This window comes from Candidatus Chloroploca sp. Khr17, from assembly GCF_004138165.1.
Taxonomy (GTDB): domain Bacteria; phylum Chloroflexota; class Chloroflexia; order Chloroflexales; family Chloroflexaceae; genus Chloroploca.
This window is the reverse complement of record NZ_RYFF01000023.1, coordinates 1-13,042: the sequence shown is the minus strand read 5'-3', so window position 1 is coordinate 13,042 and position 13,042 is coordinate 1. Positions and strand designations below refer to the sequence as shown.

The following is a 13,042-nucleotide window of genomic DNA, read 5'->3' as shown; positions in this document are numbered from 1 at the left end:
CGAAACCGAGATTTGTGACATATTCCTCATCTGGCGAGAGGGTGAATTGTTGCAGGGAGGTGTGGGCGGCGAAGTCGTCCAACCTCCCTGCAACGTACGGCTTACTTCACAGCACAGCAGGCGCACCCGGGGGGGATGCCGTGGTATGTTCCACGATCCAGGTGGTGAGCAGGCGATCACGGGGATCGTGCGTGGTCGTGGCAAGCCTCGTCAGGGCATCGAGATCCTCGCTGGTTGCCTGCAAGGCCAAGCCATTGCGGCTGAGAAAGAGCCGCATCGCCTCGCCGGCGATGCGTTTGTTGCCGTCACGAAAGGGATGATTCGCGATCAGCAGAAAGACAAGGGCGGCAGCCTTGTCGGCGAGACTGGGAAAGGATTCTTGCCCAAAGGCGGCCTGAAAGGGCGTCGTGAGCGCCGAGAGCAGCCCCGAGGAATTGACGATCTCGAAACGCCATGGATCATCGACGGCAATACGGTCACGAATATCTACCAAATCCCCCAGCGTAATATGGTGGGTCATGCGTTTGTCACCATCAGATGTTCACGTACCCAGGCAATAACCTCGGCCCGTGCGTGATGTTCAGCGGCCTCAAGTGCTAGGGCATACATCTCATCGTTACTCGCGGTGAGCCGTGCCCCATTCAGCGTTGCCATCAGGTCAAGCGCCACAACCGCAACGCGTTTATTGCCATCCGAAAAGGGATGCCCGCGAATAAGCGCATAGGCCAGCGCCCCGATCTTGCTCGCCAGATCAGGATATAAATCGACCTCAAACATGCTTTGTTGCGGCGTCGCGGCGGCAGCTTGCAGACGGGCAAAGCCCGCCTCGGTAATGCCGGGCATCCCGCCAAACTGCTCGATCAGCGCTTGATGGATAATGAGGAGGTCGGTTGCATGCAGATAGTGCATAGGCCTCAGGTCAGGTTCATCAGCGCTTCACGATATTTTGCCATCGTGATGCGCAGGCGGGCGAGCAATTCCGGGCTTGCTTCAGGTAACGGGCGCAGCAATACGCGCCCATCGCTGAGTCGTTCAAGTGAGACCGCAAACGCCGTTGGCGGAGCCTGTTCCATCCAGGTGCGCAAGGCAGCGCACAGTTCGTATTCTTCAAGCAGCAGATCGTCCATAACACCTTAAAACCGGGCCGTTACACGCAAGGCTGCGCGCAAGCGGCGATGGTATTCATTGCGTGAGATCTCGATGGTACCGAATTGTAGCATATGGTCGCCCACAATGTACTGCGAATCGAGCAAAACAAAGCCCCCGGCGTGCAATCGTTCGACCAGATGCACCAGCGCCACTTTGCTCGCATCACGCTCGCAGTGAAACATGCTCTCGCCCGCAAAGAGGCCGCCAAGGGCGACCCCGTACAGCCCCCCGACAAGCTGGTTGTCCCGCCAGCATTCGACGCTGTGCGCAAAGCCGAGCCGCTGCAAGACGGTGTAAGCCGCGATCATCTCGTCGCTAATCCAGGTCTGCTCGCGGCCCGGGGCTGGTTCGGCACAGGCCTGCATCACGTCGCGAAAGGCCGTGTCGTACCGTACCTCAAAGCGCCCGCTGCGCACGGTACGCGCCAGTCGTCGTGGCACGACAAACCCGTCCAGGGGGATAATAGCTCGGATTCTGGGTTCGTACCACGCAATGGCGCCGTCTTCATCCGCCATCGGAAAGATGCCCTGGCTATACGCCGCGATCAGCATGTCAGGCGTCAAGCTCGTCACCGTCGAACCTCGCCATAGCGCTGCTCAGTCTGCTTGATCCCTCTGGTGATGATCTGCCATCCCCAGACTAGGAACAGCAACGTGCTGACCAGGCCGGCCGTGATCGTCCAGTCCGCCCCGTTTAGCACCAATGCCAGCCAGAGTGGCGCCCCCAGCACCCCGTACATCAGCAGGCTCAAGCCCAGGATCGCTGGAAGCAACGCGATGAGCATGCTTGACCACGCAAAGCGCTGGACGACCAGCAGCAGGTAGAGCAGACCGTAACTGATCAGGCTCGCCATCATTGCCGCGAGCAGCGAAGCACTCAACCCGAACGGCAGCTCGCCGTTGCCTGCGTAGCTCCAGAACCCCAGGCGCATCCCTGCTACTTCGATGAGCAGGTGGTAGAGCAGGAAGACCAGATAGGTGAGCAGACCGGTGACATGCCCAGGGAACCACCAGCGCAATCGGTAGAGCGTAAAGACGGCTAGCGCTGGTAGGGGAAACAGCCAGGCACTACTTAACATAATTCCTAAAGGAACAGGTTCAGCCGCAAGGATCTGGACAGTCACCACATCAAGGCGATACTCAACGCCATACGCAAGGCTCCAGAGGGGGAGGGCAAGGGCGCTCACATGACCGGCAAGCAGTGTAAAGAGGTAGATGGGTGTACGTTGCGTCCAACTGAAAGAGCCGATGGCTGCATACCAGATCAGCAACAGGAGAATCGTTAAAAATTCGCTCATACGCCGTTGCGACAGGTCAGGTTGAGCCCCGCCCTGGTAAAAGCACAGCGGCGTGTGTCGCCGCTGCTACTGCCACTCATACTCACGTATTTGGCCTCCACGCAGGGTAAAGAGTTGATCGGTCAACCCGTGGTCGCGTTCGGCTGCATCACGTTGGATCTGATTCGCGACATTGGTCAGGATCTCGCGGTCAGCATCGCTAAAGGCAATCAGAAAGTCGCGATTGGGAATGCCGATTACCATCTGCCCAGGAAAATTGATGCGATGGCGCTCGAGCAGCTTCGGCAAGAGCAGACGGGTTGCATCAAACCCGTCAAGGGTATTATAGATCAGAAGTCGCGAAGCCCCCTCACCAGCGATCGTGTAACTGGTCTTTTCTTCGGTACGCTGGCGCAGATTGGCGATCGCCGTTGGGTGCAGGTCGTGTTCCGTCAGTTCCCAACGTTCCAGATGATCCTCATTGAGATAGGCAATGCTCGTCTGTTCATCAATGACGTAGGTAAGCATCAGATCGGCCAGGAAGGGGCGGTAGACAATCATCGGGAGTTTGCGCTCGCGAATCGCCACCAGCAACTGGATCGGTTTGAGCATTGGGTAAATCCGCTGCCGTAGTTCATCAAAGATAGGATATTCGCGCATACATTCACCAAGTCGAGGCTGAGCCGCTGCCTTTATAACTTGCTGCTTTGCCAGCAAAGCAGCGCTGCTTGGGGGCCGTAGGTTCCCCTTACTTCTTCCACGCTGTGCGTAACGCCTCAAGCGGCAAGTTGAGCGCACTCGCACCCTCGGCTTCGATCCGCAGGTGTGGGTCAACGGTGACCGTCCCAAGCCGCACCAACGGCACTCCGCGCAAGGCGTCTTCAAATGCTTCACGCTCTTCTACCGGCACTTCGATCAGAAAACGACTCGGACTTTCACTATACAAGGTGACGGCGACGCCTTCGGGCAGCAAGATCGGATCAAGCGTCAGGTCGAGCCCAAGCTGGCCCGCAATGACCATCTCGGCAGCGGCGACCCCAAGCCCGCCTTCGCTCAGGTCGTGGCAGGCGGCAACCAGTCCGCCTGTGATGGCCGCATGGATCGCTTTGAAGGTTGTGCGCGCTATCTCCAGGTCGACCCGGGGCACCTGGGTGCTACCGGGATACGCATGGGCATCCACGAGGCCGAGGTGACTGCCCCCGAGTTCGGCGCGGGTCGTGCCGACAAGGTAGAGCGCATTGCCTGGGCGCTTGAGATCCATCGTGACGCAGTGGCGTACATCGGGGACAAAGGCCAGCGCCGAGACGAGCAGCGTCGGTGGAATCGCGACCCGGTTGCCCTCAGCGTCGCGGTACTCGTTGTTGAGCGAGTCTTTGCCCGAGATAAAGGGAGTGCCAAAGGCGACGGCGGCATCATAACAACCTGCGGTGGCGCGCACCAACCCGGCCATGCGATCAGGTTGGCGTGGATCGCCCCAGCAAAAGTTGTCGAGGATCGCTGTCTGCGCGGGGTCACCGCCGACAGCAACGACGTTGCGTAGGGCCTCGTCAACTACGGCGAGCGCCATCCAGTAGGGGTCAAGGTACCCGTAACGTGGATTGATGCCACAGCCAAGGGCGAGACCACGCGTGGTCGTTGGCACGGGTTGCAGCACCGCCGCATCGCCGGGGCCATCCATCTGTGCCCCGACCAGCGGCTTGATCACCGTTGCGCCACGCACTTCGTGGTCGTAGGTGCGCACGATCGCCTCTTTTGAGGCAATATTGGGGTGTGCGAGCAAGGCCATCAGGAGCTCGCCCGCAGTTTGGTCGGACGGGCCGGTTGCCGGTAGGGGGGCGGGTTTGCCTTCCCCTGACCAGCGGGCCTCAAGGATGCGTTGCGGCCTTCCATCGTGCAGAAAGTCCATCGTCAGATCAACCACATTCAGCCCACTGTGCGTGACGCGCAGGTGTTTGTCGTTGGTGAATTGCCCGATCACCGTTGCTTCGACATCCTCGGCTGCGCAGAGCGCCATGAATGCGTCGAGGTTCGCATAGGGCACCGCAAGCACCATGCGCTCCTGCGCCTCCGAGAGCCAGACTTCCCAGGGTTGCAAGCCGGCGTACTTCAGGGGAACCTGTGCTAGTTCCACCGTTGCGCCGCACTCGGCGCCCATTTCACCAACGGCTGAGGAGAGCCCGCCCGCGCCACAGTCAGTAATGGCGCTGTAGAGGCGACGATCACGCGCCTGGAGCAGCACATCAAGCACGTTCTTTTCGGTAATCGGGTCGCCGATCTGCACCGCACTGCCCACCGTCGTCGCTGTCTCGTGGGTCAACTCGATGCTGCTAAACGTCGCCCCGTGAATGCCGTCGCGCCCGGTGCGCCCGCCAAGCACGACCACGGCATCCCCTGGGGCGACCTGGCGCGGGTGGTAGCCCCGCGGGGCCAAACCGACCGTGCCGGCATAGACGAGCGGGTTGGCCGTGTAGCCCGGATCAAAGAGCACCGCCCCATTCACCGTCGGAATGCCCAGTTTGTTGCCATAGTCGCGCACGCCGGCAACAACCCCGGTGGCGACACGCTGCGGATGCAACACCCCTGGCTGCAAGCGCTCAGGGGGCGTATCGGGCATCCCAAAGCAGAGCACATCGGTATTGGCGATTGGTTCAGCGGAAACACCGAGCACATCACGGATCACCCCGCCGACCCCCGTATTCGCCCCGCCGAAGGGTTCGAGCGCACTCGGATGATTGTGGGTCTCGACCTTGAACGAAACCTCGTGCTCGTCGGTAAAGGCGAGGATGCCCGCGTTATCAACAAATGCACTCAAGACCCACGGCGTGCTGGTGTGCGCCGCGCGGGCGGCGAGCACTGCGTCGGTGGCCGCCATCAGATAGTGGCGGATCAGACTGCTGATCGTCACTGGCGCATTGGCAAGCTCGTGCCACATCGGATAGAGCGTTGGAGCCCCGGGAGGCGGTGCTGCGGTGTCTTCACGAAGATCCTGTTGATACCTAACTTCAGCCTTAAACGTCTTGTGGCTGCAATGTTCACTCCACGTCTGGGCGAGCGTCTCGAGCTCGCCATCACTTGGGTCGCGCCCGAGGTGCGCAAAATAGGCGCGGATGGCCTGCATTTCGGCCAGATCGAGCGCAAGCACGCCCTCGCGGCTCATGCGGAGCAACGTTTCATCATCGGCAGCCAACAAAGGCACCGCCGTCACATGGAGGGCGTGCTCGGTTGGGGCCGCCAGCAGGGTGTCATAGAAACCCAGGCGCTCATCAAACGCACCGCCAGGTTGATAGATCAAGGTCGTCTGCACCAGATCGATGGCGAGCTCGCTGGCCCGTTGCGCGGGATCGCCGCTGGGTGGCAAGAGATAGCGTCGCAGAGCGCGGGCGCGTTCCACCGCTTCGATGCCGAGGCGGTGGGCCCCAATCCGCACACTTTCACCTTCGTTATCGGTGACCCCCGGACGATAGGCGACCTCGATGAGGTGGGCCGCAGCTACGATCGGCTCGGTCGCCAGCGCCACTCGATCGAGCGCACACCAGGTCGCTGTTTGCACCACGGGATCGTGCAACAGTTCGTCGGTCAGGCGGGCAACTGATGCAGCGTGCAACGCTTCACCAGCAAGCAAATAGAGCAGATGCAACTGCTCGTGATACGCGGTCGGCTCGCGTGGAACAACTGTGACCAGGAACTGAGCCATAGGTTTTGCCTCCGGCGGGGATCGTCAAGGATGGACGCGATTGTAGCCGATCAGTTGCAAGCCCGTCAAGCAATGAGGAGCATGCTATAATAGCCAAAATGTTGCCTAAGCAACGCAAAAGGAGACGTCATGCAGCTCTATCTGGATACCGCGAATCTCATCGAGATTCGCGAAGCAGCGAGTTGGGGTATCTTGAGCGGGGTCACGACCAATCCAACCCTGATTGCACGCGAGAAGGGGGCGGATTTCCAGCAGACGATTAGCGAGATCGCCGAGCTGGTGAATGGGCCCATCAGTGCCGAAACCATCTCGCTCGATGCCCCGGGCATGATCAAAGAGGGCCTGGAATATGCCGCGTGGCATCCGAACGTCATCATCAAGGTGCCCAGTACCACCGAGGGTCTCAAGGCGGTCTATGAACTGGCGAAACGTGACATTCGCACGAATGTGACGCTTTGTTTCAATGCAGCCCAGGCGCTGATGGCGGCGCGGGCAGGGGCTTTTATCATTAGTCCCTTTGTTGGGCGGGTTGACGATACGGGCGTTGATGGGATGCAACTGATCCGCGAAATTGCGACCATCTATCGTCAGGATCGCGCCATTACGACGCTGATCCTCTCGGCGTCGATTCGCCACCCACGCCATATTATTGATTCGGCGCTTGCCGGGGCCGATATTGCGACATGCCCTTTCAAGGTGCTGCAACAGGCCATGCGCCATCCACTCACTGATCGCGGGATTGAACAATTTCTTGCCGATTGGAAATCACGAACCTAGATGGAAACGATGCAGCCATTGATGTTAGGGCTTGTCGGTGATGGGGCTTCCGGCAAGACGACCCTGGTGCGCGGGGTGGTGCGTCTGCTTGGCAATCAGGGGGTGACGCCGATCTGTCTCGATGACTATTATCGGTATTCGCGCGCCGATCGCCGCGCTCGTGGGCTCACCGAAGCCGATCCAGCCGCCAACGATCTCGAATTGATGATGCAGCACCTCGCGACCCTCCGGGCCGGTGGCACCGTCCGCAAGCCTTTCTACGACCATCGCACCGGTACGCTGCGTGGCCCCGAAGAGGTTGCGGCGACAGGTTTGGTGCTGGCGTATGGGATGTTGACGCTGGCGCTGCCTGATCTGCTACCGCTCTTTGATCTGACGGTCTATCTTGAACCCGACCAGGCGCTGCGGCGAGCGTGGCGACTGGCGCGAGACGTGCGTGAGCGTGGGTATACGCCCGCCGAAGTATTGGAACAGCGTGAGCGGCGCGAACGTGATGGGGCTCGCTTTATTCGGGTGCAGCGCGTGTTGGCCGATGTGGTGGTGCGCTTTCATGATCGTCCCAGTGGCGTGAACCCCGATCTTGATGCCGAATTGATCCTGCGCCGCGCCGATCGCGCAACCCCACTCGATCCGTTGCTGGCGCGGCTCCAACAGGCCAATGTGCCTGGCCTGCGTATCACGCAACTCGACCAGGATGACGATGGCAAGCCCGCCGATCTGGTGACCATTGAGGCCACGATCAGCCAGTCAGCAGCGACGGCAGCCGCGATGATTCTCGGCGTCGGCATTCCCGATTTTCAACTGGCCGAGTGTGTCAATCTTGGACAGATCCGAACCGACGATACCGCTCAGCATAGCCGTAGCCTCGCGCTGACCCAGATGTTGATCGTGCGCCGGTTACTCCAACGCTCGTCAGACGCTGCCTGAAAAGGGGGGGCGTTCGCCGACCACGAATGGGGGCCACGAATAAACGAATACCGCACCGCAACGCTCCTATTCGTATATTCGTGCTCAGTATTCGTGGTCGGCGGCGCTACCGGGAAACTTTTGTTACACACTACTGATTAGTCTGTGAATGAAGTTTTCTGACTTTTTGTCACCCTGAGTATCACATGGCCCGCGGGCCAGTGACGCCGTGAGCAACCAGAGTGTTGCCCAGACTCGCCCTTGTCACCCCGAACGAAGTGAGGGGTCTTCCATGACGACTCAGTGCAGATTCCTCGCTGCGCCTGCGGCTTCGTTCGGAATGACAACGGAGGCGTTGCGCTCCGCGCATGAGATGTTGTTACTTCGGAGCGCAGCGAAGCAGCGCTGCCAACTGGACGCCCGAGATCCTTCGCTTCGCCCAGGGTGATACAACCCCTCCTGATACGCTCGTCCTATTCACTATTCCCTATTCCCTATTCCCTATTTCCTTGTCTAAGGATAGACGGCATGATTCGCTACGGTTGGGCCATATCTTTGCTCGTGTGCCTCGGAACGGTCTTTGGCTTGGGGGCAGCGCAGTTGTGGGCCACTACCGGGTTGCCAGCGGGCAATGCGGCTCAACCCGCTTCGGTCGCCTATGCAACCACCCCGGTGCTCCCGGCGAGTCTCCCTGCGCTACCGGTTGTTGAGGCAGGTGGCACGCATACGTGTGTAATCAATGGTGTGGGTCAGCTTTCGTGTTGGGGCTTGCCCAGTGATCAGCCCACAGATCTCGGCCTTGTCACCCAGGTCAGTGCAGGTTCGGCGCATACCTGTGCGCTGACGAAGACCGGGGAGGTGCGGTGTTGGGGGTGGGATGCTGATGGTCAAGCGAGCGTGCCTGGTGAGCTTGGCATCGTTACCCAGGTGAGTGCCGGTGGGTTGCATACCTGTGCGCTGGTGAAGACCGGGGAGGTGCGGTGCTGGGGCAATAATGATGATGGTCAGACCACGGTACCGCCTGACCTCAGCAGTGTGACCCAGGTCAGTGCCGGCTGGGGCCACACCTGTGCCTTGATGAGCAGTGGAGTGATCCGCTGTTGGGGGGCCAACGACGACGGTCAGACCATCGCGCCTGGCGGCTATGAGCGCTTTACCCAGGTTAGTGCGGGATGGTACCATACCTGTGCCGTGACCACGACCGGCGAAGTGCGCTGCTGGGGGGCCAATGACGATGGTCAAACCACCGTACCGCGCACGCTTGGACGCTTTACCCAGGTCAATGCCGGATGGTACCATACCTGTGCGCTCACCAGCGGGGGGCTTGTCCTCTGCTGGGGCCAGAATACCCATGCCCAGACGACCGTGCCGTCTGAGGTTGGGCGTGCGACGCAACTCAGTGCTGGCTGGGGGCATACCTGTGTGCTGACAGTCAATGGAGCAGTACGCTGCTGGGGCTACAACGCCTATGGACAGGCGCATGTTCCGGCTGATATTGGTGATGCCGTGCAGGTGAGCACGGGTTGGGGGCACACCTGTGCGTTGAGTGGTACCGGGGTGGCGCACTGCTGGGGCGAGAACATCGCAGCTCAGACGACCGTGCCACGGGATCTTGGCCCTGTCACCGCGATGACCACTGGTTGGTTTCATACCTGTGCGATACCTGATAGCGGCCATCTGCGTTGCTGGGGCGACAACAAAGATGACCAGACCACCATACCACCTGACCTTGGCACGGTTACCCAGGTGAGCGCAGGCAGCGAACATACCTGTGGCCTGACGAGCAGTGGCGACGTACGCTGCTGGGGGTACAACTGGGAGGGTCAGGCAACGGTGCCTCGTGACCTTGGTTTGGTCATCCAGATCAGTGCCGGCGGCTATCACACCTGTGCCGTGACCAGCAACGGAACTCTGCGCTGCTGGGGCAGCAATACAGATTGGCGTGATCAGCCGCTTGGACAGGCGACCGTCCCAGCAGATCTTGGTATGATTACGCAGGTCAGTGCAGGGTCATACCATACCTGTGCGTTGGCAGACGAGGGCCTGGTTCGTTGCTGGGGGAACAATGTGGATTGGGAGGGCAAGCTAGCAGGACAGGCCACCGTGCCGCCTGATCTCGGCCCTGCCACCCAGATCAGTGCCGGCGGCTTGCATTCCTGTGCCTTGACGAGCGATGGGGCTGTGCGGTGCTGGGGCAGTGACGACCATGGTCAGGTGGATGTGCCAGCCGATCTTGCTCCCGCGACCCAGATCAGCGCAGGCCACGGCCATACCTGTGCCTTGCTGGAGGGTGGGACACTGCGCTGCTGGGGTGACAATCGTTCGGGGCAGACCCGCATCCCACGCGATCCGCTGAAGGTACGGCTCTATCTGCCAACGGTCTACGGTTTTTCTGGTTCACCTGCGGCAGCCTCAGCGAGCCGATAACGAAAATCGCAGTGACTCGCCCCTTGCATAATCGTCTGGGTTCGGGTCAACTCAACCGCAGGGTTAAAACCCTCGATCAGGGCATAATCGCGATTGCACGAGAGCACCGCCCCAAGTTCAGGCATACCAAGCGCGCGGTAGAGTTCTGCATAGCGACAGCGCGTCACATTGAAGCCAAAGCGTTGCGCATCGCGCTCGACGACCTCGATGCGCAGCGCATCGTCTTGTGTCCAGGCCTCCAGCGTCTGCTCAAAGGCACCGAGGTCATTGCGGCCCACCTGTGCGGCCAGTTGCGCCCCTTGCTCGCGGGCGATCCGCACAATCGTCGTGCGGGCGACCTCGAGCACCGCCTCACGCCCAAACTCAGCCCCGAGCGCCTCTAACAACGGCCCAACGATCCGCGCCTCGATCTCACGCCGACGCAGCACCCCGATGGCATTGCCCGTATCGGCCAGGGCACCCTGGGCCAGGTTCTTTGCCGCTTCTTGTTCTTGCATGGTTGGTACTCCTCACTCACCTAATTCACCTTGCCCTCGATGCCGTCCGTGACCCGCAGTTTGCCCGTGTCGGCGGCGAGGCCGACTTCGAACCGGTAGAGTCCTCCTAGAAACTCTCATGCCTAGCCTGCTCATCGCGCTACTCAATCAGGTAGGACTCGTTTGAGGCGGTTGAAATGGCTATACGGTACGTATTGCTCACGCTGGAGCCGCCCAACGACAATGCTGGGGGCGATGCCAAGCTCAGCCGCAAACCGTTCGATCACGGCGGTGCTAAAGGTCGGGTGATGCTGCGCCACCACTCGGTCGAGCCGGTCACGCAGCTCGCGGATATCAGCGATCACGCCTTCTTGTCGCTCGATGGCACGCTCGGCCTGACGGAGATCATACCCTATTGTACGGCTCTTTGCCTCGCAGAGGCTCGCCAGGCGCTCCTCTTCGCGGCGCAGCTTCGGCTCAACATAGCTCACCAGCGCCTTCGAGAGGGTATCGTCATCCAGGCGGTGCAGGTAGATCCAGAGCGCGTAGTTTCGCTGGGTGCTTGCAGTAGCCAGTAGATCGGGGCCTTGCGGCGGCTCTTCGCGGAGCGCTTGATGTGGTCGTCCCAGAAGCCCCCCTTGCCTGGCCGCCGGAAAGACCTACACCCTCCCTGCGCTGGGAGGCCGCGGTAGGCCGGTGGCTAACGCCCGAGTTGATCCGCCATTCTAAAGCCGCCGCACGGCTTTAGAACGGTCGGACTCCAACTCGATGTTAGACGCATGCGGGTGGGCAGGCCTAACCCTGCTTCCACTGGTACATAATGAAGTCGCTTGGGCCGGAGGTGTAGCGGTCATAGAACGCGCGTCCGCGCTCGTTGAAGTGTTGCGTAATCCAGCGCAGCGCCGGCCAACCTCGCTCGGCGGCTAGGGCGCGCAAACCTTCGAACAGAGCATCTGCCGCGCCGCTGCCACGAGCCTCTGGCGAGACGTACATATCATCCAGGAAGCCGACATCGCAGCCGCCGAGGGGGCGGGGACAGGCGCGGACATGCGCAAGGCCAACGATAGCTCCGCCTTCATCACGCACGACCAAGCCTTCCAAGACGTGGTCTGGATCAAGCAGCCAATCCCAGACTTTATCTGCGGTGGCGTCATCCATCGGCGCACCATAGAAGTCAGCGTACCCGTCAAAGAGGACACGCCACTGAGCCTTGTCATGTTCGGTGACGAAGTTGATCCGAAAGCTGGTCATGGTCTTCCCTGAGTTGTTCTGGTGTCCTGTGAGTGTCGTGAGCCTCGTAATTGAAAAGATTCATTTCATATAGCAGTCCTAAATTATTTGTAAACGGCCATAACGCTGACGGTTGGGAAAGTCAAAGGTGTGGCGTTCCAAGCCCTGCTCAAAGGCGTCGATGACGTCCTGAAACTTCGTAGCGACGAGGCGAAGCTTCTGGATGGCAGCTTTGCCTTGGCGCCAAACTTCTTCGATGGGGTTCTGGGTCGGGTCATGGGGGGCAAAGTTGATACAGGTGATCGGCCAATCCTCAGGGGGAAGGTCACCGTTCACCTCGGCGAGAAAGCGCTCCATCTCCTTCCCCTTGTGCCAGCGTGCATTATCCCAGCAGATCGTGAGTTTGGCGTCCGGATAGCGCAGGCGCAGTTCGACCAGGAAATCGGTGGTATTGTCCGTTTGGGTCACCGGATAGGACATCAGGTGCATCTCGCCCGTCAAGGCGTCGAGCGCTCCATAAAAAGGTTGGCGCGCCTGCGTGTTGACGACGTCGAGCGTCGCGCGCTCGTTGCGCTTGGCCCAAGCATACCCACAGACGTCCCCCCAATGGAGGAAGCATTCGTCCACAAAGAGCAGCACGCGTTCCTCTCGTTCAATTGCGTCCTGATGCTCCGTCACATACGCGGTCAGTTCGGCATGTTTCGCGGCGACCTGGGCATCGTTTTTTTGGGATTGCTCGCCTGCACCTTCTTCCAGTTCAGGCCGGCGGCGTGGAGGAGCGCATAGTAGCTTTGATCCGATTGATACACGACCCCATACTGGTCCTGCAGATGCGCCCGCAACCGTGCGACATCGCAGGGGGACTGCGCGGCAATCCAGATGAGCACCTCCGTCCGTTGCGTCGCCGTCAGATAGCTTTCCGAGCCACGGTAGCCGATGCGCAAACCGTCGGTTCCCAACGCGTGATAGATCTTCTTCCATTTGCTGACAAACGCTTTTGAAACGGGAAGCACCTCCTGGATGGTTGCATAGGGTGTACCCTGGAGCGCCAACTGCACCGCGATGGCGCGTCGATACTCGCGTACGTCGGTGGTCGTTTGGAGAAAT

At 60.3% G+C, this 13,042-nt stretch carries 15 protein-coding genes; 3 read left to right on the top strand and 12 right to left on the bottom strand.

The window, feature by feature from the left end; genetic code table 11:
- Positions 1-106 precede the first annotated feature (106 nt).
- The 7 genes from EKD05_RS14240 to purL form a co-directional block, all read right to left on the bottom strand.
- Positions 107-520: a type II toxin-antitoxin system death-on-curing family toxin gene (locus tag EKD05_RS14240; protein ID WP_129673840.1), complete on the bottom strand. Its 414-nt coding sequence runs from the start codon at positions 518-520 to the stop codon at positions 107-109.
- On the bottom strand, positions 517-909 hold the full coding sequence (locus EKD05_RS14235) for a type II toxin-antitoxin system death-on-curing family toxin (protein WP_129673838.1): 393 nt from the start codon (positions 907-909) through the stop codon (positions 517-519). The genes EKD05_RS14240 and EKD05_RS14235 overlap by 4 nt, the downstream gene beginning before the upstream one ends.
- Positions 910-914: 5 nt before the next feature.
- Positions 915-1,127: a hypothetical protein gene (locus tag EKD05_RS14230; protein WP_129673835.1), complete on the bottom strand. Its 213-nt coding sequence runs from the start codon at positions 1,125-1,127 to the stop codon at positions 915-917.
- Between the two features lie 6 nt (positions 1,128-1,133).
- Positions 1,134-1,700 carry a leucyl/phenylalanyl-tRNA--protein transferase gene (gene aat / locus EKD05_RS14225; RefSeq protein ID WP_129673931.1) on the bottom strand — a complete coding sequence of 189 codons (567 nt, stop codon included), beginning with the start codon at positions 1,698-1,700 and terminating at the stop codon, positions 1,134-1,136.
- 17 nt (positions 1,701-1,717) lie between these two features.
- The gene (locus tag EKD05_RS14220) at positions 1,718-2,446 is read right to left on the bottom strand and encodes a hypothetical protein (protein WP_129673833.1); all 729 of its coding nucleotides are present in this window, start codon (positions 2,444-2,446) and stop codon (positions 1,718-1,720) included.
- 66 nt (positions 2,447-2,512) lie between these two features.
- Positions 2,513-3,085 carry a DUF1444 family protein gene (locus EKD05_RS14215; RefSeq protein WP_129673831.1) on the bottom strand — a complete coding sequence of 191 codons (573 nt, stop codon included), beginning with the start codon at positions 3,083-3,085 and terminating at the stop codon, positions 2,513-2,515.
- An 88-nt stretch (positions 3,086-3,173) separates the two neighbouring features.
- Entirely contained in the window at positions 3,174-6,119 is a 2,946-nt protein-coding gene (purL, locus tag EKD05_RS14210; RefSeq protein ID WP_129673829.1) for a phosphoribosylformylglycinamidine synthase subunit PurL, read from the bottom strand.
- A gap of 129 nt (positions 6,120-6,248) precedes the next feature.
- On the opposite strand from purL, the gene fsa reads away from it, so the two are divergent.
- The 3 genes from fsa to EKD05_RS14195 all read left to right on the top strand — a co-directional run bounded on the left by fsa (position 6,249) and on the right by EKD05_RS14195 (position 10,229).
- Positions 6,249-6,896, top strand: a complete 648-nt coding sequence (gene fsa, locus EKD05_RS14205) for a fructose-6-phosphate aldolase (protein WP_129673827.1) — start codon at positions 6,249-6,251, stop codon at positions 6,894-6,896.
- A gap of 9 nt (positions 6,897-6,905) precedes the next feature.
- Positions 6,906-7,823, top strand: coding sequence for a uridine kinase (locus EKD05_RS14200; protein ID WP_165360740.1), 918 nt, complete (start codon positions 6,906-6,908; stop codon positions 7,821-7,823).
- 507 nt (positions 7,824-8,330) lie between these two features.
- Positions 8,331-10,229 (top strand): hypothetical protein, encoded by a 1,899-nt coding sequence (locus EKD05_RS14195; RefSeq protein ID WP_129673823.1) that lies wholly within the window; start codon positions 8,331-8,333, stop codon positions 10,227-10,229.
- Here the strand turns inward: EKD05_RS14195 and EKD05_RS14190 are convergent.
- The 5 genes from EKD05_RS14190 to EKD05_RS14170 form a co-directional block, all read right to left on the bottom strand.
- The gene (locus EKD05_RS14190; protein WP_165360739.1) at positions 10,184-10,726 is read right to left on the bottom strand and encodes an L-2-amino-thiazoline-4-carboxylic acid hydrolase; all 543 of its coding nucleotides are present in this window, start codon (positions 10,724-10,726) and stop codon (positions 10,184-10,186) included. The two genes, EKD05_RS14195 and EKD05_RS14190, sit on opposite strands and share 46 nt — an antisense overlap.
- A gap of 143 nt (positions 10,727-10,869) precedes the next feature.
- On the bottom strand, positions 10,870-11,196 hold the full coding sequence (locus tag EKD05_RS14185) for a hypothetical protein (RefSeq protein ID WP_129673821.1): 327 nt from the start codon (positions 11,194-11,196) through the stop codon (positions 10,870-10,872).
- Positions 11,197-11,500: 304 nt separating this feature from the next.
- Complete coding sequence (locus EKD05_RS14180; RefSeq protein WP_129673818.1) at positions 11,501-11,956, bottom strand: GNAT family N-acetyltransferase; 456 nt, start codon at positions 11,954-11,956, stop codon at positions 11,501-11,503.
- Positions 11,957-12,034: 78 nt separating this feature from the next.
- On the bottom strand, positions 12,035-12,574 hold the full coding sequence (locus tag EKD05_RS25775) for a transposase (RefSeq protein ID WP_165360738.1): 540 nt from the start codon (positions 12,572-12,574) through the stop codon (positions 12,035-12,037).
- Between the two features lie 47 nt (positions 12,575-12,621).
- On the bottom strand, positions 12,622-13,042 hold a 421-nt coding region (locus EKD05_RS14170), incomplete at its 5' end, for a winged helix-turn-helix domain-containing protein (RefSeq protein ID WP_165360737.1).